The 22,764-nt window shown below is 68.2% G+C and carries 19 protein-coding genes; 9 read left to right on the top strand and 10 right to left on the bottom strand.

The genetic code is table 11. From position 1 onward, the window contains the following. Positions 1 to 118 precede the first annotated feature (118 nt). Complete coding sequence (locus tag ACFYY7_RS17555) at positions 119 to 1,561, bottom strand: CCA tRNA nucleotidyltransferase (protein ID WP_388662388.1); 1,443 nt, start codon at positions 1,559 to 1,561, stop codon at positions 119 to 121. A 183-nt stretch (positions 1,562 to 1,744) separates the two neighbouring features. Here ACFYY7_RS17555 and ACFYY7_RS17550 point away from each other — a divergent pair, with 183 nt between their 5' ends. The 7 genes from ACFYY7_RS17550 (at position 1,745) to trxA (ending at position 11,388) form a co-directional block, all read left to right on the top strand. After that, positions 1,745 to 4,042 (top strand): DUF6049 family protein, encoded by a 2,298-nt coding sequence (locus ACFYY7_RS17550; RefSeq protein WP_388662386.1) that lies wholly within the window; start codon positions 1,745 to 1,747, stop codon positions 4,040 to 4,042. A 49-nt stretch (positions 4,043 to 4,091) separates the two neighbouring features. Continuing rightward, positions 4,092 to 6,257 (top strand): murein biosynthesis integral membrane protein MurJ, encoded by a 2,166-nt coding sequence (gene murJ, locus ACFYY7_RS17545; RefSeq protein WP_388662384.1) that lies wholly within the window; start codon positions 4,092 to 4,094, stop codon positions 6,255 to 6,257. Positions 6,258 to 6,384: 127 nt separating this feature from the next. Next, positions 6,385 to 8,097: a serine/threonine protein kinase gene (locus ACFYY7_RS17540; protein ID WP_388662382.1), complete on the top strand. Its 1,713-nt coding sequence runs from the start codon at positions 6,385 to 6,387 to the stop codon at positions 8,095 to 8,097. A gap of 165 nt (positions 8,098 to 8,262) precedes the next feature. After that, complete coding sequence (gene sigM / locus ACFYY7_RS17535) at positions 8,263 to 8,964, top strand: RNA polymerase sigma factor SigM (protein WP_388662380.1); 702 nt, start codon at positions 8,263 to 8,265, stop codon at positions 8,962 to 8,964. Next, positions 8,961 to 9,917 carry a hypothetical protein gene (locus tag ACFYY7_RS17530; RefSeq protein WP_388662378.1) on the top strand — a complete coding sequence of 319 codons (957 nt, stop codon included), beginning with the start codon at positions 8,961 to 8,963 and terminating at the stop codon, positions 9,915 to 9,917. The genes sigM and ACFYY7_RS17530 overlap by 4 nt, the downstream gene beginning before the upstream one ends. Before the next feature lie 131 nt (positions 9,918 to 10,048). Beyond that, positions 10,049 to 11,011 (top strand): thioredoxin-disulfide reductase, encoded by a 963-nt coding sequence (gene trxB / locus ACFYY7_RS17525; RefSeq protein ID WP_388662376.1) that lies wholly within the window; start codon positions 10,049 to 10,051, stop codon positions 11,009 to 11,011. Positions 11,012 to 11,058: 47 nt separating this feature from the next. Continuing rightward, positions 11,059 to 11,388, top strand: coding sequence for a thioredoxin (trxA, locus tag ACFYY7_RS17520; RefSeq protein ID WP_266731331.1), 330 nt, complete (start codon positions 11,059 to 11,061; stop codon positions 11,386 to 11,388). A 101-nt stretch (positions 11,389 to 11,489) separates the two neighbouring features. Here trxA and ACFYY7_RS17515 read toward each other — a convergent pair whose 3' ends face one another. The 9 genes from ACFYY7_RS17515 to rpmH form a co-directional block, all read right to left on the bottom strand. Next, complete coding sequence (locus ACFYY7_RS17515) at positions 11,490 to 12,107, bottom strand: GNAT family N-acetyltransferase (RefSeq protein WP_266731332.1); 618 nt, start codon at positions 12,105 to 12,107, stop codon at positions 11,490 to 11,492. A gap of 227 nt (positions 12,108 to 12,334) precedes the next feature. Continuing rightward, a complete protein-coding gene (locus tag ACFYY7_RS17510) occupies positions 12,335 to 13,447 on the bottom strand; it encodes a ParB/RepB/Spo0J family partition protein (RefSeq protein WP_388662373.1) in 1,113 nt (370 codons plus the stop codon). Then, positions 13,444 to 14,520 (bottom strand): ParA family protein, encoded by a 1,077-nt coding sequence (locus ACFYY7_RS17505; protein WP_323185812.1) that lies wholly within the window; start codon positions 14,518 to 14,520, stop codon positions 13,444 to 13,446. Before ACFYY7_RS17505 ends, ACFYY7_RS17510 begins: the two co-directional genes overlap by 4 nt. Positions 14,521 to 14,811: 291 nt before the next feature. Next, positions 14,812 to 15,528: a 16S rRNA (guanine(527)-N(7))-methyltransferase RsmG gene (gene rsmG, locus ACFYY7_RS17500; protein WP_358946876.1), complete on the bottom strand. Its 717-nt coding sequence runs from the start codon at positions 15,526 to 15,528 to the stop codon at positions 14,812 to 14,814. A gap of 110 nt (positions 15,529 to 15,638) precedes the next feature. Beyond that, entirely contained in the window at positions 15,639 to 16,148 is a 510-nt protein-coding gene (locus tag ACFYY7_RS17495) for a R3H domain-containing nucleic acid-binding protein (protein WP_266731337.1), read from the bottom strand. A gap of 14 nt (positions 16,149 to 16,162) precedes the next feature. Then, a complete protein-coding gene (gene yidC / locus ACFYY7_RS17490) occupies positions 16,163 to 17,425 on the bottom strand; it encodes a membrane protein insertase YidC (RefSeq protein WP_388662371.1) in 1,263 nt (420 codons plus the stop codon). A gap of 3 nt (positions 17,426 to 17,428) precedes the next feature. Further along, positions 17,429 to 17,788, bottom strand: a complete 360-nt coding sequence (gene yidD, locus ACFYY7_RS17485; RefSeq protein WP_356081842.1) for a membrane protein insertion efficiency factor YidD — start codon at positions 17,786 to 17,788, stop codon at positions 17,429 to 17,431. Beyond that, entirely contained in the window at positions 17,785 to 18,156 is a 372-nt protein-coding gene (gene rnpA / locus ACFYY7_RS17480) for a ribonuclease P protein component (RefSeq protein WP_266731343.1), read from the bottom strand. The genes yidD and rnpA overlap by 4 nt, the downstream gene beginning before the upstream one ends. Before the next feature lie 18 nt (positions 18,157 to 18,174). Then, positions 18,175 to 18,312 (bottom strand): 50S ribosomal protein L34, encoded by a 138-nt coding sequence (gene rpmH, locus ACFYY7_RS17475; RefSeq protein ID WP_030930485.1) that lies wholly within the window; start codon positions 18,310 to 18,312, stop codon positions 18,175 to 18,177. Positions 18,313 to 18,692: 380 nt separating this feature from the next. Here rpmH and dnaA point away from each other — a divergent pair, with 380 nt between their 5' ends. After that, complete coding sequence (gene dnaA, locus ACFYY7_RS17470) at positions 18,693 to 20,501, top strand: chromosomal replication initiator protein DnaA (RefSeq protein ID WP_388662368.1); 1,809 nt, start codon at positions 18,693 to 18,695, stop codon at positions 20,499 to 20,501. A 1,075-nt stretch (positions 20,502 to 21,576) separates the two neighbouring features. Next, complete coding sequence (gene dnaN, locus ACFYY7_RS17465) at positions 21,577 to 22,707, top strand: DNA polymerase III subunit beta (protein WP_072487582.1); 1,131 nt, start codon at positions 21,577 to 21,579, stop codon at positions 22,705 to 22,707. The last annotated feature ends 57 nt before the right edge of the window (positions 22,708 to 22,764 follow it).

Here is a 22,764-nt window from a genome sequence, read left to right as displayed (position 1 = left end):
CGTGGGGGGGGGGTGGTTGTGGGGGGGGGTGCTTTTTAACCCCCACCCCCGCCCCCGGCCGCCCCATTTGGTTGTATTTTTTTAAAAAAAAAAAAAACCCCCCCCCGCTCCCGCGGTCTCAGCCCTGCGCGGCCCACCACTCCTTGAGCTTCCCGACCGCCACGTCATGCTCCATCGGGCCGTGCTCCAGGCGCAGCTCCAGCAGGAACGCGTACGCCTTGCCGATCACCGGCCCCGGGCCGACGCCCAGGGTCTTCATGATCTCGTTGCCGTCCAGGTCGGGGCGGATTGCATCCAGCTCCTCCTGCTCCTGCAACTGCGCGATGCGCTCCTCAAGACCGTCATAGGTCCGCGAGAGGGCGGCGGCCTTGCGCTTGTTGCGCGTGGTGCAGTCCGAGCGGGTCAGCTTGTGCAACTGCTCCAGCAGAGGGCCGGCGTCCCGCACGTAGCGACGGACCGCGGAGTCCGTCCACTCTCCGTCGCCGTAACCGTGGAAGCGCAGATGAAGCTCCACCAGCTTCGAGACGTCCTTGACCATGTCGTTGGAGTACTTGAGCTCGGTCATCCGCTTCTTGACCATCTTCGCCCCCACCACCTCGTGGTGATGGAACGAGACCCGCCCGTCCTTCTCGAAGCGTCGCGTCCTCGGCTTCCCGATGTCGTGGAGAAGAGCGGCAAGGCGCAGAACCAGATCGGGGCCGTCCTGCTCCAGGTCCATGGCCTGCTCCAGAACGGTCAGCGAATGCTCGTAGACATCCTTGTGACGGTGATGCTCGTCACTTTCCAGACGCAGTGCGGGGAGCTCCGGCAGCACCTGCTGCGCCAGCCCCGTGTCGACGAGCAGCGCCAGTCCCTTGCGGGGGTGGGTGGAGAGCAGCAGCTTGTTGAGCTCCTCCCGGACCCGCTCGGCGGAGACGATCTCGATGCGCCCGGCCATCTCCGTCATCGCGGTGACCACATCGGGAGCGACATCGAAGTCCAGCTGAGCCGCGAAACGGGCAGCACGCAGCATCCGCAGCGGATCGTCGGAGAACGACTCCTCGGGTGTTCCGGGGGTACGCAGAACGCGCTCCGCCAGATCCTCGAGGCCGCCGTGAGGGTCGATGAACTCCTTCTGCGGAAGGGCGACGGCCATCGCGTTGACCGTGAAGTCACGGCGGACGAGGTCTTCCTCGATGGAGTCGCCGTAGGACACCTCGGGCTTGCGCGAGGTCCTGTCGTACGCCTCCGACCTGTAGGTGGTGACCTCGATCTGGTAGCCGTCCTTCTGGGCGCCCACCGTGCCGAAGGCGATCCCGACCTCCCAGACCGAGTCGGCCCACGGCCGGACGATCTTCAGCACGGCCTCGGGGCGGGCGTCGGTCGTGAAGTCCAGATCGTTCCCGAGCCTGCCGAGAAGCGCGTCCCGGACCGATCCGCCGACCAGGGCGAGACTGAACCCGGCGTCCTGGAAACGGCGAGCGAGGTCGTCGGCGACCGGGGACACCCGCAGCAGTTCGCTGACTGCGCGGTGCTGCACCTGGGTCAGGGCACGGGAGCTGTCTTCATTGGCGTTCGACACAACAGAAAAGGGTACGTGCCCGGACCGGCCCGGTCGTCCTGGTTTCGGCCCGCCCTGCAAGACTCTTCCGATCATGTAGCGAACTCCCCAGCACTTGGCACCCGCGCACATCGTTACCATGCGTGGACGCAAGAACCGACAACCATCGACACCAGCTGACGACGACGAGGGACGGGTAGGCGCGTGGCCGAGGCGGCAGACATTCAGGGGATCGGTCCCTCTCCTGCCCGCCGGTGGCTGCGCCGCACAGCCGCCCTGATCATCGGGGCACCGCTCGTCGCGGCGCTGCTGGCCGGTCCGACCGCACCCGTGGCGCAGGCCGGCGGGACCGGCAAGGCCCACACCGGGTCCGAAACGGTCGACGTGTCCCTGGACACCCTGGCTCCCAGCGCGCCGGTCAAGGGGGACACCCTGACCGTCTCCGGCACCGTGACCAACCGGGGCAAGGGCACGATCACGCAGGCCGTGGTCGACCTGCGGGTGGGCCCGAAGCTCCTCAGCCGGACGGAGATCGACACCGCTGCCAAGCGCACCGGGTACGTGCCCGGCGGCGACCCCGCCCCGGTCGGCGGCAAGTACACGGTGAAGTTCGCGAAGCTCCCCTCCGGGATCAGCCAGGACTTCACGCTCTCCGTTCCGGTCGGCAAGTTGGGACTCGGCGACGACGGCGTCTATCAGCTCGGCGTCTCGCTGTCGGGGCAGACCTCCCAGGCCCAGTACGAGCAGGTGCTGGGGATCGAGCGCACCTTCCTGCCCTGGCAGGAGGAGGAGCGTGATTCCAGGACGAACGTCACCTATCTCTGGCCGCTCATCGCGTCGGCCCATGTCACCGCCGAGACGGGTACCGACGATCAGCGGACGCCCGTGTTCGCGGACGACGACCTGGCCGCCGAGCTGGCTCCGGGCGGACGGCTCGAACAGCTGGTTTCGCTGGGCAGCCAGCTGCCCGTGACCTGGGTGATCGACCCGGATCTGCTGGCCAGTGTCGACGCGATGGCGGGGAACTACCGTGTCAGGTCCGGCGACACCACCGTCGCCGGGGAGAACCAGGCCGTCGCCAATCAGTGGCTCACCTCGCTCGAAGCCGCGGTGTCGGACGGAAAGGTCGTCGCGCTGCCGTTCGCCGACCCCGATCTGGCGTCCATCGCGCACCGCGGCAAGAACGTCTCCGGCACCCTCAGCCATCTGCAGACCGCCACCGAAGTGGCCGGGACGACAGTGCAGACGATCCTCCACGTGAAGCCGTCGACCGACTTCGCATGGCCCGTCGACGGGGCGATCGACCCGTCGGTCGTCGATGTCGCCACCTCGGCCGGGGCCCACAAGGTGATCACCCGCAGCGACAGCCTCCAGGAGACCGGCGGTCTGACGTACACGCCGACCGCGGCCCGGCCGATCGGTGGCGGCACCACCGCGGTCGTCGCCGACGCCCGGCTCTCCACGGCCTTCCAGGGCGACATGTCGAAGGCGGGGAACTCCACCCTCGCCGTCCAGAAATTCCTCGCTCTGACCCTCGCCCTGGCCGAACAGGACACGGACACCGAGCGGAGCATCGTCGTCGCACCGCAGCGGATGCCCACCGTGGCCCAGGCCCAGTCGATGGCCCAGGCCCTGCACGGGCTCGACGACGGGCGCTGGACGCAGCCCCTCGAGCTGGTGGACGCGGCCGCGGCAAAGCCCGACGCGGGCGCGACGACCAGCGTCCCCAAGGCCTCCCAGTACCCGAAGAAGCTCCGCAGCCAGGAGCTGCCCACCCAGGCCTTCCAGGACATCAAGTCCACCCAGGTCTCGCTGAACAACTTCCAGGTCATCCTCACCCAGCCCGATCGGGTGGTGACCCCCTTCGGCAACGCGCTCAACCGGTCCATGTCGACGTCATGGCGCGGCAGGCCGCTGGAGGCCCAGCAGTACCGGGACTCGGTCCGCGGCTATCTGCAGGACCTCGTCGGTGAGGTCCAGCTCATCTCGAAGTCCGATGTCACCCTGTCCGGCCGCAGCGCCACCATCCCGGTGACCGTGCAGAACAGGCTGTTGCAGGGCGTGGACCATCTCGTACTCCGGCTGAAGTCGGAGAACGCGACACGCCTCAAGCTGAACGACGGCGGGGCCGTGGCGGAGCAGCCGATCCGGATCGGCCCCGGCCACAGCCAGTCCGTGAAGTTCGACGCGGCGGCCAACGTCAACGGCCAGGTGCAGATGGCGGCGCAGCTCTACACCGAGGACGGCACGCCGTACGGCGAAGAGATGACCTTCACCGTGAAGGTCTCCGAGCTCACCCCGACCGTGCTGCTGGTCATCGCCGGCGGGCTGCTGCTCCTGGTCCTCGCGGGCATCAGGATGTACACCCACCGCAAGCGCGCCAACGCGGGCGGCGCGCCCGGCGAAGACGGCGGTGAACCCGAGCAGCCGAGTGACCCGACTCCGGACACCGGTCCGGAAAGCGGGGAGCCGTCGGGCTCGGGTGAGAAAGTGGAACGTTGAGCGATGTCTGTCGTGGCCGGTCGGCCGGGGACGATGAGGTGGGGTTTCGATGAACGCGCCGTACGACGGTGACCGCGGTCAGGGTGCGGGCGGAGCCGGGTCTTCCGGCGGGCCTCCGATGCCCCCGGGCCCTGGCCAGGTTCCGGCGGCGCCGGTGACCGATCCGTACCTGCAGGACGCCTACGACCGCGATCCCTACCGCGCCCAGGATCTGTCCGTCCAGGACCCGGTGACCGAGGCGCTGTACGACCGTGCCGCGCACCCGCCGCCGCCCCCGGGCACCTACCAGCAGCCCCAGCCGCTCTACCAGCAGCCGCCCGCGGCCCAGTACCCGCCCGACCCGCGCATCTGGGCGCAGACCCCGCCGCCCGAGCCCGACGGCCCGTCGCGGCACCTGCCGTACGGCGACAACCCGGCGACCACCCAGTTCGTCGGGGTGGACGACCTCGTCAGCCAGGCTTCCCGGGGCGACGAGCAGCCGGATGCCTTCGCGCACCTCTTCCGGGACCAGGAGGGCCCGGCCGGGTCCGCCCCCGTACCTCCGGAGCCCGAGCCGGCCCCGGCGCCCGCCCCGCCGAAGTCCGGCGGCCGGGCCTCCGGACTGCTGAAGTCCAGCGCGCTGATGGCGGCCGGCACGCTCGTGTCCCGCCTCACCGGATTCGTACGCAGCCTGGTGATCACCGCCGCGCTCGGCGCGGCACTGCTCGGCGACAGCTTCACCATCGCCTACACCCTGCCCACGATGATCTACATCCTCACCGTGGGCGGCGGCCTGAACTCGGTCTTCGTACCCCAGCTCGTCCGTTCCATGAAGGACGACGAGGACGGCGGCGAGGCCTACGCCAACCGGCTGCTGACCCTCGTCATGGTCGCGCTCGGCGTGATCGTCGCGATCGCGGTCTTCGCCGCTCCCTGGCTGATCCACATGATGTCGCCGACGATCGCCCAGGACACCGCGGCCAACAGCGTCGCCGTGACCTTCGCCCGGTACTGCCTGCCGACCATCTTCTTCATGGGCGTGCACGTCGTGATGGGCCAGATCCTCAACGCCCGCGGCAAGTTCGGCGCGATGATGTGGACCCCGGTCCTCAACAACATCGTCATGATCTTCACGTTCGGCATGTTCATCTGGGTCTACGGCACGTCCGCCGAGTCCCAGATGGGTGTCCAGACCATTCCGCCGGAGGGTGTCCGGCTCCTGGGCATCGGCACGCTGCTCGGCCTGGTCGTACAGGCCCTGGCGATGGTTCCGTACCTGCGCGAGGCCGGGTTCCGCTTCCGCCCGCGCTTCGACTGGAAGGGACACGGGCTCGGCAAGACGATCAAGCTCGCCAAGTGGACCGTCCTGTTCGTGCTGGCCAACCAGGCGGGCGTGATCGTCGTGACACAGCTCGCAACGTCCGCGGGCAAGCTGTCCGGCAAGGACGGCACCGGCTTCCTCGCCTACTCCAACGCCCAGCTCATCTGGGGCATGCCGCAGGCGATCATCACCGTCTCCGTCATGGCTGCACTGCTGCCCCGCATCTCCCGCGCCGCCCACGACGACGACCCGGGCGCCGTCCGTGACGACATCTCCCAGGGGCTGCGGAACTCGGCCGTCGCGATCGTGCCGGTGGCCTTCGCCTTCCTCGCACTCGGCCTGCCGATGTGCACCCTGCTGTACGCCTCCGCGGGCACCGAGGCCGCCCGCTCCATGGGCTTCATCCTCATGGCCTTCGGTCTCGGCCTGATCCCGTACTCCGTGCAGTACGTCGTGCTGCGCGGCTTCTACGCGTACGAGGACACCCGCACGCCCTTCTACAACACGGTCATCGTCGCCGCGGTCAACGCGGCCGCCTCGGCCCTCTGCTACGTGGTACTGCCCGCCCGGTGGGCCGTGGTCGGCATGGCCGCCTCATACGGGCTCGCCTACGCCGTCGGCGTGGGCATCGCCTGGCGGCGGCTCCGCAACCGCCTGGGCGGAGATCTGGACGGTGCCCATGTCGTACGTACCTATGCCAGGCTGTGCCTGGCCGCGATCCCCGCAGCGGTACTCGGCGGCGGCGTGGGCTTTGCCGTGCTCCAGGGCCTCGGCGAGGGTGCCTTCGGTTCGCTCGCTGCGCTGATCTGCGGTGGAGCCGTACTGCTGGGCGTCTTCTTCGTCGCCGCCAAGCGGATGCGGATCGAGGAGATCAACGGCATGGTCGGCATGGTCCGAGGGCGACTCGGTCGCTGAGGATCGACCGCAGCACAACCATCACCACCCCTTGCGTGTCGTGCATAGCGCCGGAGTGTGGGCACAATTGGCGTGACTGTGCAGAGCTGGCTGGCATCGCGCAACGGATGGGGAGGCAGGAACGACGGTGGCGGAACGTAGCACGGCTGCCGTCGACGTGGCCGACAACAGCGGTGATGAGCCGCTGACCGCCAAGGCGGACGAGACCACGGCCGACGGGACGGCAGAAGCTCAAGAAACCAAGGGCACGAAGCCGCAGGACACGGATGGTGAGCGCATCGGTTCCGAGGCCACTCTGCCGACCCTCGATCTGCACAGCGGGCACAAACTGGCCAGACGTTACCGGCTGGAGGAGTGCGTCACCCGTCTGGACGGCTTCAGCAGCTGGCGCGCCGTCGACGAGAAACTGCGCCGCGCGGTGGGCGTCCATCTGCTTCCGGCCGACCACCCGCGTGCCCGCTCCGTGCTGGCCGCGGCCCGCTCCTCCGCACTGCTCGGTGACCCACGCTTCGTGCAGGTCCTCGACGCGGTGGAGGAGGACGACCTCGTCTACGTCGTCCACGAATGGCTCCCCGACGCCACCGAGCTCACCTCGCTGCTGGCCTCGGGGCCGATGGACGCGCACGACGCCTACCAGCTCGTCAGCCAGGTCTCCCAGGCCATGGCGGCAGCGCACCGGGAGGGCCTCGCACATCTGAGGCTCACCCCGGGGGCGGTGCTGCGGAGCTCGACCGGGCAGTACCGGATCCGCGGCCTCGCGGTGAACGCCGCCCTGCGGGGCATCACCGCCGACGGTCCTCAGCGTGCGGACACCGAGGCGATCGGCGCCCTGCTCTACGCCGCGCTGACCCAGCGCTGGCCGTACGAGAGCGATGCGTACGGCCTGGCCGGGCTGCCCAAGGGAGTGGGGCTGATCGCCCCCGACCAGGTGCGCGCCGGTGTCCACCGGGGCCTTTCCGAGCTCGCCATGCGCGCACTCGCCAACGACGGTGCCACTGCCTCCCGGCAGGAGCAGCCGTGCACGACGCCGGACGAGCTGGCCAAGGCCGTTGCTGCGATGCCCCGCATCCGTCCTCCTGAGCCCGCCTTCACGGCGCCTCCCGAGTACCAGCGCACGACCTACCAGCAGGGTTCCTACGGGCGCCCGCCGGCTCGGCCCGTCGCCGCTCAGCCCACGGTGGCCGTACCCCCGGCCCCGCTCCAGAGCCGCACCGGCAAAGCCCTCAAGTGGGCGGTGTCCGCTCTGCTCATCGCCGCCCTGGGCCTCGGCAGCTGGCAGCTGGCCGAGACGCTCATCGACCACAACAAGAGTTCCGACCCCGGGGACAGCACACAGACCAACCCGGAGAACACCGACAACAAGGCTCAGCCCGCGACCGAGCCGCTGCGGATCACCGGAGCGAAGGAGTTCATGCCCAGCGGTTCGGGGATCCAGCTGGACGAGGTGCCGAACTCCATCGACGGCGATGCGAGCACGGCCTGGGTCACCCCGCGCTATCGCGGGTTCGCGAACTTCGGCAACTACCCGAACCGCAGGGACGGCAGCGGCATAGTCGTCGACCTGGGCAGCGTTCAGGACGTCGCGGGCATCGCCGCCAAGATGTACCGCAGTGGACAGAAGGCCGAGGTACTGGCTGCCGATCCGAGCGCTTCCGCCCCGTCGTCCCTCTCGGACTTCCCCCAGCGCCTCACAGAGCTCGCAACGGTGGGAAGCGATCTGAAGGAGACCTTCTCCAAGCCGGTAAGGACGCGCTACGTCCTGGTCCGTCTCGCGGAACTGCCTTCGGACGGAACGGGTGGCTACCGGGGCGGGATCTCGGAGATCTCCGTACTCAAGTGACCGCGAGGCAGGTGGGGGCGCCCCCACCTGCCTCGCGCGTATCCGGTGCGCCTCGCACCGGTGGACGCGTCCGGTCTCGGACAGCGCCTCCTGCGCCCCTGCCCCGTCCGCTCGAATCGTGATAGACAGACGCACCTTGACGCAGCGAAAGGGAGGGAGGGGGAGGTGGCCGCCGAGCCGTCGGAACCACTCAGCGACTCAGACCTCCTCGCTCGCCATGTGGCCGGTGACCCGGACGCCTTCGGTGAGCTCGTACGGCGCCACCGCGACCGGTTGTGGGCCGTGGCGATACGGACCCTGGGAGACCGCGAGGAAGCCGCGGACGCCGTCCAGGACGCCCTTGTCTCCGCCTTCAGGGCCGCCCATACCTTCCGCGGTCAGTCCGCCGTCACCACCTGGCTGCATCGCATCACGGTCAACGCCTGCCTCGACCGGGTCCGCAAGGCGGCCACCCGCAGGACCGCTCCGGTCGATGACACCGAACGGTTCGAGCAGCTCCTGGAACCGCACGAATCCGCGGAGGCACCGGCGGAGCGCCAGGATCTCCACCGCGAGCTCCTGGCCGCCCTCGCCACTCTGCCCGCCGAGCAGCGTGCCGCACTCGTCCTCGTGGACATGCAGGGCTACCCGGTGGCCGAGGCGGCGCGCATCCTCGACGTACCGACAGGCACCGTGAAGAGCCGCTGTGCGCGGGGACGGGCCCGGCTGGCACCGCTGCTCATCCACCTGCGCGGCGAGCCCGCAGGAGTCGACGAGAGAGCCGGAAGGAACCGGAGGCCGCGTGCATCCGTCCCACCGGCATCGGGGCCGAGAGATGCGGGCACAAGCGATCCCGCTGCAGTGAAGGGCGGAGGTGGGCGCACATGACATCAACGACCGACACGACCCAGCATCCGGATGTCACGGAGATCTCCGAGCTGGCGGAGGAGCTGCTCCCACCGTCACGTGCGGCAGAAGTACGTGACCATGTGGACGGCTGCGAACTCTGCGGTGAGGTCCATGCCTCTCTCATGGAGATCCGCGAGCTGCTCGGCACCGTGCCCATGCCGCAGCGCATGCCTGACGACATCGCGGACCGGATCGATGCCGCACTCCTCGCCGAGGCGGCTCTCGGCATCACGGAGCCTTCCGACTCGGCGCATGTTTCACGTGAAACAGAGCGGTCGGCAGCAGAGAAGCCGAACACGGAACCCAGTCCCTCGGACCGTCCCGCAGGACGCCCCCGGGCAACCACCGGCCCCGGCCGCCGGTCGGTCCGGCGCCGCCGTCGCACAGCCGTGCTCGGAGCCGCTCTCGGTGCGGCCGTGGTCGGCGTGAGTGTCTTCATGCTGCAGAGCCTCCAGCCGTCCCAGGGGTCCGGGAGTCTCAAGGCAGCGGACAGCAGCTCCACCGCCGGGGAGAACAGCGGAGGAGCGTTCTCGGAGTCCACCCTCGGGGACCGGGTGCACACGCTTCTTCTGAGTGCCGGCTCGAAGCCGCCGAAGTCGGCGGACGGTATGGAGGCCGAGAAGCAGGCGCCGTCCGTCGAGGCGCAGTCGACGCCCAGGAGCAGCTCCGCCGGATCCGAGTCGCCCCAGAAGCCATTGCGCGCACCCACCGTGTCCGTCCCGCCGTGTGTGCAGCAGGGCACCGGACGCGACGCTGCCGCCCTCGCCGTGGAACAAGGCACCTACGAGGGCACGGATGCGTTCCTCGTCGTCCTTCCGCACCCGTCCGACGCAACCCGTGTACAGGCGTACGTCGTCGATGCGGCCTGCGTCCGGACCGCGCCCGCGGGCAAGGGTGAACTCCTGCTGACCCACTCCTACCCGCGCCCCTGAGAATGCCGGATGCCGCCCCGGCACGTCGGGGAATGCATCCCCCGTAGGATCCGTTGGGTGGGGTGAGAGTCGTTGAACCGGCCCCAGTAGGCGTGGACAGTAGGCAGTCTGCAGAGACGAGGAAGAAACCCGTGAGCGACGTCCGTAATGTGATCATCATCGGCTCCGGCCCCGCGGGCTACACGGCCGCCCTTTACACCGCACGCGCCTCTCTGAAGCCGCTGGTGTTCGAGGGCGCCGTCACCGCCGGTGGCGCGCTGATGAACACCACCGACGTGGAGAACTTCCCGGGCTTCCAGGACGGGATCATGGGCCCCGAGCTCATGGACAACATGCGCGCCCAGGCCGAGCGCTTCGGCGCCGAGCTGGTCCCCGACGACGTCGTCTCCGTGGACCTCGCCGGAGACATCAAGACGGTGACGGACACGGCCGGCACGGTGCACCGCGCCAAGGCCGTCATCGTGACGACCGGCTCGCAGCACCGCAAGCTCGGCCTGCCCAACGAGGACGCGCTCTCCGGACGCGGCGTCTCCTGGTGCGCCACCTGTGACGGCTTCTTCTTCAAGGACCAGGACATCGCCGTGGTCGGCGGCGGCGACACCGCGATGGAGGAGGCGACCTTCCTCTCCCGCTTCGCCAAGTCGGTCACCATCGTCCACCGCCGGGACACGCTGCGTGCCTCCAAGGCCATGCAGGAACGAGCCTTCGCCGACCCGAAGATCAAGTTCGCCTGGGACAGCGAGGTTGCCGGAGTGCACGGCGAGCAGAAGCTCTCCGGTCTGACCCTGCGGAACACCAAGACCGGCGAGACGTCCGAGCTCGCGGTGACCGGCCTGTTCATCGCGGTGGGCCACGACCCGCGCACCGAGCTCTTCAAGGGCCAGCTCGACCTCGACGAGGAGGGCTACCTCAAGGTCGAAGCCCCCTCGACCCGTACCAACCTGACCGGTGTCTTCGGCGCCGGTGACGTCGTCGACCACACCTACCGGCAGGCCATCACGGCCGCCGGCACGGGCTGCTCCGCCGCCCTCGACGCCGAGCGCTTCCTTGCCGCGCTCGCCGACGAGGAGAAGGCCGCAGCAGCCACCGTCTGACTCACGCCTCGCACCCCACTACACCCCAAGAAGTTAAGGAGGCCGCCGTGGCCGGCGCCCTGAAGAACGTGACCGACGACTCCTTCGACGAGGTCGTCCTGAAGAGCGAGAAGCCTGTGCTGGTGGACTTCTGGGCAGCCTGGTGCGGCCCGTGCCGCCAGATCGCTCCGTCCCTGGAGGCCATCGCCGCCGAGCACGGTGACCAGATCGAGGTCGTCAAGCTCAACATCGACGAGAACCCGGCCACGGCTGCCAAGTACGGCGTCATGTCCATCCCGACCCTGAACGTCTACCAGGGCGGCGAGGTCGCGAAGACCATCGTCGGAGCGAAGCCGAAGGCCGCGATCGTCCGCGACCTCGAAGCCTTCCTCGGCTAGGCGTACCGCACGCCACTGTTTCACGTGAAACGGGTCCGTCCCTCGGGGGATGGACCCGTTTCGCGTTGTCATGGGAGCCCGGATCGCCATGGGCTCTCGGATCACAGCGGCCTCAGCGCCGGCTCCTTCTGCACTGCGCCCAGCAGCCGGTCCAGCGCCAGTTCGACGTCTTCCTTCCAGGACAGCGTCGTGCGCAGTTCCAGCCTCAGCCGAGGATGAACGGGATGCGGTCGTACGGTCTTGAAGCCGACTGCGAGCAGATGGTCCGCGGGAAGCACACAGGCCGGCTCCTTCCACCGGGCGTCGCCGAAAGCCTCGATCGCCTTGAACCCCCGGCGCAGCAGATCCTTGGCGACGGTCTGCACCATGACCCGGCCCAGCCCCTGTCCCTGGTAGCCCGGCATGATCCAGCCAGTGATCAACTGCACGGCATCGGAGGAGACGGGGCTGGTGGGAAACGCGGTCGAGCGCGGTACATAGGCGGGCGGCGCATAGAGCACGTAGCCCACCGGGACATCGTCGACATGGACAACCCGGCCGCATGACCCCCATTCCAGGAGAACGGCCGAGATCCAGGCCTCCTTCTCCAGCTCGGGCGTCCCTGCCTTTACCGCAGCTTCCCCACTGACCGGATCAAGCTCCCAGAAGACACATGAGCGGCATCGTCTGGGGAGATCGGAAAGGTTGTCCAGTGTGAGCGGTACGAGCCGACGCCCCATGAAGGCTGTTCCTCGCTTCCTTCACCCGCCGCATCGCGTGCGACGGTCAGTGCACTCCGTTCACTGACCGTATGGCCCCTTCTACCGAGGTGGCTCAACCCGGATGTGCCATACCAGAACGCATCGTATCGACCCAGGGATGAAGCCGACACCGAGAGAAAGCAAAGGGCGGGCTGTGTTCCGGTAACCACCTGAACACAGCCCGCCCGACGTCCCCATCGGCAGGGTCAGCCCTCGTCGCCCTCGGCGGATTCCTCTGTGGACTCCTCTGCGGATGCCCGATCCAGCACGCGCCCCTCGCCCGGTGCCAGGCTGCCGAGAATGCGGTCCAGATCCTCCATCGACGCGAACTCGACGACGATCTTCCCCTTCTTCTGACCGAGGTCGACCTTCACCCTGGTCTCGAAGCGGTCCGAGAGCCGGGTGGCGAGATCGGACAGGGCGGGCGACACCCGGCCGCCGGCCCGCGGCCCCCTGGCCTTGGCAGGGCTCGTGGAACTGGAGCCCATGAGCGTCACGATCTCCTCGACCGCACGCACCGACAGACCCTCGGCCACAATGCGATGGGCCAGCCGGTCCTGCTCCTCCGAGTCGTCCACGGACAGCAGGGCCCGCGCATGACCGGCCGACAGCACCCCGACCGCCACCCTCCGCTGTACCGGGGCCGACAGCTTCAGCAGACGCAGTGTGTTGGACACCTGCGGCCGCGAACGCCCGATCCGGTCGGCCAGCTGGTCATGCGTGCACTTGAAGTCCTTGAGCAGCTGGTCGTACGCGGCTGCCTCCTCCAGCGGATTCAGCTGAGCCCGGTGGAGGTTCTCCAAGAGCGCGTCCAGGAGCAGCTTCTCGTCGTCCGTGGCCCGGACGATAGCCGGAATCTGCTTCAGCTCCGCCTTACGGCAGGCCCTCCAGCGCCGCTCGCCCATGATGAGCTCGTAGCGCTCCGGCCCCACCTTCCGCACGACGACCGGCTGAAGGAGACCCACCTCCTTGATGGAGGTCACCAGCTCCGCAAGCGCGTCCTCGTCGAACACCTCACGGGGCTGGCGGGGGTTCGGTGTGATGTCGCCGATAGGAATCTCGGCGAAGTACGCCCCGGCAGGTCCCACCGGCCCGGCGGCTGCTCCGGACTCCGACATCGGCGCGCTCGGCTCCGGCACGATCGGAGTGCCCGCGCGAGCGGCCACCTTTGCCGCAGCCACCCCTCGCTCCGCGGTCAGCACAGGATTCGCCCCGGCAGAGGTCGATCCCATCCCCGCGGACGGCACCTGCTTCTCCTGCGGAGCGGCGGGGATCAGGGCACCCAGCCCACGCCCCAACCCTCTTCGACGCTCGCTCACTGAATCCCCTCCGAAATGCTCTGCTGGCTGTTCCCCATGCCCGTCCGGGCATGCTGGGGCTCGTAGTGGATCCCGACGCCCCGCAGGGCGATCTCACGCGCCGCTTCGAGGTACGACAGCGACCCACTGGAACCCGGGTCATAGGTCAACACGGTCTGCCCGTAGCTGGGCGCCTCCGAGATCCGCACCGATCGCGGAATGTTCGTCCGCAGCACCTCCTTGCCGAAGTGGCTGCGCACCTCCTCCGCAACCTGCGAAGCGAGCCTGGTCCTGCCGTCGTACATGGTGAGCAGGATCGTCGACACATGGAGATCGGGGTTGAGATGCCCCCGCACCAGGTCCACATTCCGCAGCAGCTGACCCAGCCCTTCCAGCGCGTAGTACTCGCACTGGATGGGGATCAGCACCTCGGCCCCGGCGACCAGGGCATTGACCGTCAACAGACCGAGCGAAGGCGGGCAGTCGATGAGGATGTAGTCCAACGGCTGCTCGTACGCCTGGATCGCTCGCTGCAGTCGACTCTCCCGTGCCACCAGCGACACCAGTTCGATCTCCGCACCGGCGAGATCGATGGTGGCGGGAGCACAGAAGAGACCTTCGACGTCCGGTACGGGCTGAACCACCTCGGAGAGCGGCCTGCTCTCCACCAGGACGTCATAGATGGAGGGGACTTCGGCGTGGTGATCGATACCCAGAGCCGTAGAGGCGTTCCCCTGCGGGTCGAGGTCGACCACCAGAACACGGGCGCCGTGAAGCGCGAGCGAGGCAGCAAGGTTGACCGTCGTGGTCGTCTTGCCCACTCCGCCCTTCTGGTTGGCCACCACCATGACGCGCGTCCGGTCAGGACGAGGCAGGCCCTCGCCGGCGCGGCCAAGGGCCTCGACCGCCAGCTGGGCCGCGCGACCGATGGGTGTGTCGTCCATCGGCGGCGGTGTTTCACGTGAAACACCGTCCCCCGCCGATTCGGTTCGGGGACCGGGGACCGGATCGGTCATCGGTCCCGCGATGTTGGCGTCGGACCGCAAGGATTCACTCTCCTCGACTTCAGGCTCGCAATGAGCAGAGCCTGCCATGCTTTCGGGGTCGTGAACCAGCGAGGCCCGCTCTTCTGTGGATGAATCCACTTCTGTGGACAACTCCGTAGCCCTAACGGGCCTGCGATGCCGCGGCGCGGCAGCCACGCGACCGCGGCTGATGATTCCATGCAGCAGAGAGCGACGTTTCACGTGAAACACGATGCCCCCGCAGCTTAGCTACAGGGGCACGACACTCCGTATGGGTGCATACGGCTACGTACCGGACCTGCCACCGGCAGACGGCATGAACAGCACGCAGCACTCGATCCCGCGGAGCGAACGGAGACGTCAGCGGCGGCGCCTCGTGCGGCTCGTCCTGGCGGCCTTGGCCCTCTTTGCGGCGAACCTCACACCGCCGGGACTCTCACCGACCACCACACGCACCACCGTGGACATCGGGTCGACCACGCCATCCCCGACATGCAGCACCTCGGTCTCCACCACGCCGAGCTTGCTCAGAGCCGCGCGTGCCCCGACGATCTCCTCCTCCGCTGTGTCCCCCTTGAGCGCCAGCATCTCCCCGTACGGACGCAGCAGGGGAACGCCCCAGCCGGCGAGCCGGTCCAGCGGTGCCACGGCACGAGCCGTCACCACGTGCACCGGCTGGAGCGAGCCCAGAACCTCCTCGGCCCGGCCACGCACGACCGTCACATGGTCCAGGCCCAGCAGCTCCACTACTTCCTGAAGGAAATTCGTGCGCCGGAGCAGGGGCTCCAGCAAGGTGATCTTGAGGTCGGGGCGCACCAGCGCCAGCGGGATACCGGGAAGACCGGCCCCCGAGCCGACATCGCAGACGGTGACGCCCTCGGGCACGACCTCGGAGAGCACCGCGCAGTTCAGCAGATGCCGCTCCCACAGCCGCGGTACCTCACGCGGGCCGATCAGCCCCCGCTTCACGCCGGCGTCCGCGAGCAGTTCCGCGTACCGGACAGCCTCCGGGAAAAACTCGCCGAAAACCGCCCGCGCCCCTTCGGGCGCCTGGGGAAGCTCTACTTCCGCCGTCACGGGAACCGTCCTTCCATACCGCACTACCGCACTGTGGGTGGCTGATCTATGAGGCTGACAAAGATCGGCCCCGCCTGCGAACAGACGGGGCCGACAGAACCAGGGTCCGGTCAGGCCGGGAGAACGACGACGAAGCGCTCCGGCTCCTCGCCCTCGGACTCGCTGCGCAGACCGGCGGCCGCGACCGCGTCGTGGACGACCTTGCGCTCGAACGGCGTCATCGGGTCCAGCTTCACCGGCTCGCCGGTGCTCTTGACCTCGTCCGCGGCCTTGGCGCCCAGCGCGGCGAGCTCTGCCCGCTTCTTGGCCCGGAAGCCCGCGATGTCCAGCATCAGCCGACTGCGGTCCCCGGTCTCCCGGTGAACGGCGAGCCGCGTCAGCTCCTGGAGCGCCTCCAGCACCTCACCGTCGCGGCCCACGAGCTTCTGCAGATCACGTGCCGAGTCGCTGATGATCGAGACCGCGGCCCGGTCCGCTTCGACATCCATGTCGATGTCGCCGTCGAGGTCGGCGATGTCGAGCAGACCCTCGAGGTAGTCCGCTGCGATCTCGCCCTCCTGCTCAAGGCGGGTCAAGGTGTCGCTGCCCTCAGCGGCCGTGGAGGTGGTGCCTTCCGTCACGGATGGACTCCTTCTTACTTCTTGGACGGGTGCTTGGGCCGCTGCGGGCCCTTGCGCTGTCCGGACTTGGCTTGGCGTGAGGAGCCGGACGCGGGCTTGCCCGCCGGCTTGGGCTTTTCGTCCTGCGCGGCGTCCCGCTTCTGCAGGGAGGTCTTGGAACCCGACTCGGTGGAGTCGGCGTCCTTGGTCCCCGTCTGCGCGGTACCGGTCTGGCGCTTGGCCTTGGTCTGGCGCTTGGGCTGCTGACGCCGCTGCGCGGCTCCGCCCTCGGCCTCGGCGACAGCGGTCTCGCTCTTGATCACGGTGCCGTCCTCCTGGGCGGCGAGGCCCAGCTTGGCCAGCCCCGTGACGAACTTCCGCTCGATGTCATTGCGGTCCGGTCCCTTGGCCACGATCCGCTTGACGGTGTTGCGCCGGGTCCTGCCACGGACCTCGCCGTGCGCGGTGACGCTCTTCAGCAGACGTGTCAGGTACTGGTCCTGCGCCTTGCTGCCCGGGGTCGGGTTCTGGTTGATCACGTACATCTGCTGACCCATGGTCCAGACGTTGGTGGTCAGCCAGTAGACGAGGACACCGACGGGGAAGTTGATACCCATGACGGCGAAGATCACCGGGAAGATGTACATCAGCATCTTCTGCTGCTGCATGTACGGCGTCTTGACCGTCAGGTCGACGTTCTTCGTCATCAGCTGGCGCTGGGTGAAGAACTGCGAGGCCGACATCAGCACGATCATGACCGCGGTGACGACCCGGACATCCATCAGAGAGGCGCCGAGAGCCTGGACCTTCTCCTCGCTGTCCATGAACTTGGCAGCGAGCGGAGCACCGAAGATGTGTGCCTGACGGGCGCTGTCGAGCAGCGCCTGGTCGATGACACCGATCTTCTTGTTCGAGGCGATGGCCGACAGCACGTGATACAGGGCGAAGAAGAACGGCGACTGCGCCAGGATGGGAAGGCACGAGGAGAGCGGGTTGGTGCCCGTCTCCTTGTACAGCTTCATCATCTCTTCGGACTGACGCTGTTTGTCGCTCTTGTAGCGCTCCTGGATCGCCTTCATCTTCGGCTGGAGCACCTGCATGTTGCGGGTCGACTTGATCTGCTTGACGAAAAGCGGGATCAGGCAGATCCGGATCAGCACCACCAGGGACACGATGGACAGGCCCCAGGCCCAGCCGGTGTCGGGTCCGAAGATCGCCCCGTACATCGTGTGGAACTGGACGATGACCCATGAGACGGGCCAGGTGATGAAGCTGAACAGACTGGCAATCGTGTCCACTAATCAGGCTCCTTGAGCATTGGGCGAAGTCTCTGCGGCCTGACTCGGAGGTTCGGAAACCGGTCCCCGGACAGGCACATCAGCGGCGGAGTCCCCGCCCTTGCCACCGCGCATGGCATTACGCAGGAGTTCATGCCAACGCGGACGTTTGCGTGGTGGAACGTGGTCCACGCCACCGGGTGACCACGGATTGCATCGCAGGATGCGCCAAGCCGTCAGCGCGGTTCCCTTGATCGCTCCGTGCCGGTCGATCGCCGTATATCCATAGTGGGAACACGACGGGTAGTAACGGCAGACAGGCCCGAGGAGTGGGCTGATCGTCCACTGATACAGCTTGATAAGAGCCAGCAGCGGGTACTTCATCGCGCGCCCCCTCCCAGCAGCCGCTGGAGAGCGGCGTCCAGGTCTCGGGCCAGCTGTTCATGGTCGGCGTCGCCCGCTCCGGGCAACGCTCGTACGACAACCAGGCTACCGGGGGGCAGCAGGGCAAGCCGTTCGCGGACCAGGTGGCGAAGCTTCCGCTTCACCGCTGTGCGCACAACCGCTCCACCCACAGCTTTGCTGACAACGAAACCCGCACGCGGCGGGGGAACATTCTCCCCAGTCACGTGCGGGTCCGTTGCACCGCTGCGTAGATGAACGACGAGTAGCGGGCGGCCGGCCCGGCGTCCTCGACGTACTGCGGTCGCGAAGTCCTCGCGCCGCCTCAGCCGATTCTCGGTAGGCAGCACGTCATGACCTGTAAGCGATCAGGCGGACAGGTTGGCGCGACCCTTGCCACGGCGGGACGCGAGAATCGCGCGGCCGGCACGGGTGCGCATGCGCAGCCGGAAGCCGTGGGTCTTCGCGCGACGACGGTTGTTCGGCTGGAAGGTGCGCTTGCTCACTAGGGGGCTCCAGAAATGACTCGTGTGTTGGCGGGACATCGCCTGGCTGTCACCGTGCGCCCACGAGAGACTCGCGTAAACGCTCTAGTGCACCGCTTCACAATCACAGATCGTGATCTTTGCCCATCGGAGGCAGGCGGCAGCAGCCATCGACAACTCGACCTGGTCACGGTACGCGCGGCTACGCCATCCGGTCAAACCGGCTCCACAACACCCCCCACTGTGCACAGGCTGTGGACAACAACTTGAACCACGCGGGTCGGCCTGACTACCGTGGCTGAGCTCCGGTTCTTTTCTTCCTGCCTGCCGGTCCTCACCCATACCGACCCATACCGTCCCGAGAAGCACACATTCGTGGGACCAGCGAGAGAGCGTGCCCCGTGGCTGACGTACCTGCCGATCTTGCCGCAGTGTGGCCACGAGTGCTGGAGCAACTCCTCGGGGAGGGCCAGCAGGGCATCGAGCCGAAGGACAAGCAGTGGATCGAGCGCTGCCAGCCGCTCGCCCTGGTCGCCGACACGGCGCTGCTCGCGGTGCCCAATGAATGGGGCAAGCGCGTCCTGGAGGGCCGGCTCGCGCCGCTCATCAGCGAGACGCTGAGCCGCGAATGCGGCCGCCCGATCCGCATCGCGATCACCGTCGACGACTCCGCGGGCGAACCGCCGAGCCCGCCCGCGCCGCCGATGCACCAGGCCCAGCAGCCTCACCGCTACCAGGGACCGCAGCACGACGAGCGGCAGCACAACGACGCATACGACGGGTACGGACACCGGCCCGCCGACGACGGCATGCCGACCGCCCGGCCGGCCTACCCCGACTACCAGCAGCAGCGCCCCGAACCCGGCGCGTGGCCGCGCACCCAGGAGGACCTCTCCTGGCAGCAGCCCCGGCTCGGCGGGTTCCAGGACCGCGAGGCTCCCGCGGAACAGTGGCGCGAGCCGTACGGCGGTGGCCGCCCCCAGCAGCCGCAGCACGACTACCGTCCGCAGCCGCCCGAGCGCCAGGGTTACGAGCAGCAGCGCCCCGAGCACCACGACATGCAGGAGCAGCAGCACCAGCCGCAGCACCGGCAGGGCGGCGCCGGCACCGGACGGCCCGGCGGCGCCACCGGTCCTATGGGCTCGCAGCCCGCTCCCACGCCCGGCCCCGGCGAACCGGCGGCCCGGCTGAATCCGAAGTACCTCTTCGACACCTTCGTGATCGGCGCGTCCAACCGGTTCGCGCACGCCGCGGCGGTCGCGGTCGCCGAGGCCCCGGCCAAGGCGTACAACCCGCTCTTCATCTACGGGGAGTCCGGGCTCGGCAAGACCCACCTGCTGCACGCCATCGGTCACTACGCCCGCAGCCTCTACCCGGGCACCCGGGTGCGGTACGTGAGCTCCGAGGAGTTCACCAACGAGTTCATCAACTCGATCCGCGACGGGAAGGGCGACACCTTCCGCAAGCGCTACCGGGACGTGGACATCCTGCTCGTCGACGACATCCAGTTCCTGGCGAGCAAGGAGTCGACGCAGGAGGAGTTCTTCCACACCTTCAATACGCTCCACAACGCCAACAAGCAGATCGTGCTGTCCTCCGACCGGCCGCCCAAGCAGCTGGTGACCCTGGAGGACCGGCTGCGGAACCGTTTCGAGTGGGGCCTGACCACCGATGTGCAGCCGCCGGAGCTGGAGACGCGAATCGCGATCCTCCGTAAGAAGGCGGTGCAGGAGCAGCTCAACGCCCCGCCGGAGGTACTGGAGTTCATCGCCTCCCGGATCTCCCGCAACATCAGGGAGCTGGAGGGGGCGCTGATCCGGGTCACGGCCTTCGCCAGCCTCAACCGGCAGCCGGTGGACCTCGGACTGACCGAGCACGTACTGAAGGACCTGATCCCGGGCGGCGAGGACTCGGCTCCGGAGATCACGGCGACGGCCATCATGGCCTCGACCGCGGACTACTTCGGTCTCACGGTGGACGATCTCTGCGGAACCTCCCGCAGCCGGGTGCTGGTGACGGCCCGCCAGATCGCCATGTACCTCTGCCGGGAGCTCACCGATCTCTCACTGCCCAAGATCGGTGCGCAGTTCGGCGGCCGCGACCATACGACGGTGATGCACGCGGACCGCAAGATCCGCGCGCTGATGGCTGAGCGGCGCTCCATCTACAACCAGGTCACCGAGCTCACCAACCGCATCAAGAACGGCTGACGCACCGCCGTCGGCAGACGCTCCGTACGCGCCGGAAGGGCGCCCGAGGACCCCTCAGCAGGGGGCCTCGGGCGCCCTTTTCGTTGCCTGGAGAGCGCCCGGGGAGCGCCTGGGCAGCACGAGGGGGGACGTCCGCGGCACGCCCGGCAGCGTCCTGGGGAGCGCCGGAAAACGGTCCGGAGGCCGCCCGGAAACGGATCCGGAGACCGCCCGGACGGCGCTCAGGAGCCGTCCGCAGCCGCCCCGAGCCCCTCCCCGGACCCGTTCCAGAACGCGCTGCCGCAGCTCCGGCGCCATCGCGCTGTTCGAATACCTGCAGCTGACCGCCTGTTCTCCACAGATCTGGGGAGTTTTCCCCTTCCACAGCCTGGGGATCCGGAAGTTGTCCATATTGCTTCCACAGGGGCGACTGCCGATACTCCATCAGGCCAGGTCAAGGGGTTGGGGATTTGTGGTCAACAGTGATCCACAGCCTGTGGACAAAATATTCGTCCACAGGGCGTGGATGAAGTTGTCCACCGGCGACCCACAGGCCGAGCCGCCTTGTCCCCAGCTCCCTGCTGCTTCTCCACACCTCTGTCCACTGTTCGGCAACGCTGCACCGCCTTTCACCGCGCCGAGTGAAAGGCGTCACACCAAGAGGGTCGGTTGGGCTGTGGGGAACGTGGGTAAAGCTGGGGACAGCCCTGGGGAGAAACCCCCCTGCCCTGTGCATCGGGTGTGCAGAACTTTCCTGTGTCCACAGAAGCACCGTGTTGTCCACCGGTCCCGCCCACAGGGGCAGTGGATAAAAAACAGGGCTTGACCTGCGGAAACGACGTTATCCACGGTTTCCACAGGCCCTACTACTACTGCCACATAGAGTTAGCCCGGAATCCGCTTCGAAGTGGGGCCTGTGCACAACTCGGCGCCGGAGCTCTCCGAACCTCTTGTCGCGACTTGACCCCGAGCAGCACCGAGTGTCGGTGCCGTACGTCAGACTGGTCCCCGGCGTCCTCGCTGCCTCAGCGGCGGAAGACGCGATCAGACGACGAAGGCCAGCAGGGCGAGCGAGCAACAGCAGGAGGCGGTTCCGGTGAAGATCCGGGTGGAGCGCGATGTACTCGCGGAGGCTGTGGCCTGGGTGGCCCGTAGCCTCCCGGCCCGTCCGCCGGCGCCCGTTCTTGCGGGCCTTCTGCTGAAGGCTGAGGACGGCGCCCTCAGCTTCTCCAGCTTCGACTACGAGGTCTCGGCCCGGGTCTCGGTGGACGCCGAGGTCGAGGAGGACGGCACGGTGCTGGTCTCCGGCCGGCTGCTCGCCGACATCTGCCGCGCCCTCCCCAACCGGCCGGTGGAGATTTCCACAGACGGTGTACGGGCGACCGTGGTCTGCGGCTCCTCGCGATTCACACTCCACACCCTTCCTGTGGAGGAGTACCCGGCACTTCCCGAGATGCCGACCGCGACCGGCACGGTCCCCGGCGAGGTCTTCGCCTCGGCCGCCGCCCAGGTCGCCATCGCCGCGGGCCGCGACGACACGCTGCCGGTGCTGACCGGTGTGCGGATCGAGATCGAGGGCGACACCGTCACCCTCGCCTCGACCGACCGCTACCGCTTCGCGGTCCGCGAGTTCCTCTGGAAGCCGGAGAACCCGGACGCGTCCGCCGTCGCTCTGGTGCCCGCCAAGACGCTGCTGGACACCGCCAAGGCACTGACCAGCGGTGACACGGTGACCCTGGCGCTCTCCGGCTCGGGCGCCGGTGAGGGCCTGATCGGCTTCGAGGGGGCCGGCCGTCGTACGACCACGCGGCTGCTCGAAGGCGATCTGCCGAAGTACCGCACGCTCTTCCCCACCGAGTTCAACTCGGTCGCGGTCATCGAGACGGCGCCGTTCGTCGAGGCCGTCAAGCGTGTCGCCCTCGTTGCCGAGCGCAACACCCCGGTGCGGCTCAGCTTCGAGCAGGGCGTGCTGATCCTGGAGGCCGGTTCCAGCGACGACGCACAGGCTGTGGAGCGGGTCGACGCGGTGCTGGAGGGCGACGACATCTCGATCGCCTTCAACCCGACCTTCCTGCTGGACGGGCTGAGCGCGATCGACTCCCCGGTCGCCCAGCTCTCGTTCACGACGTCCACCAAGCCCGCGCTGCTCAGCGGCCGCCCGGCCGTGGACGCCGAGGCGGACGACGCGTACAAGTACCTGATCATGCCGGTCCGCCTCTCCGGCTGACCCGGTCATCGGTCCTGTCACTGCGGTTCCCGACGGGCACGCTCGGCGTCGAGCATG

Origin of the sequence: Streptomyces sp. NPDC001933, from assembly GCF_042890955.1 — a bacterium.
Taxonomy (GTDB): domain Bacteria; phylum Actinomycetota; class Actinomycetes; order Streptomycetales; family Streptomycetaceae; genus Streptomyces.
The sequence above is the reverse complement of the archived record's forward strand: the minus strand, read 5'-3'. Positions and strand labels throughout refer to the sequence as shown.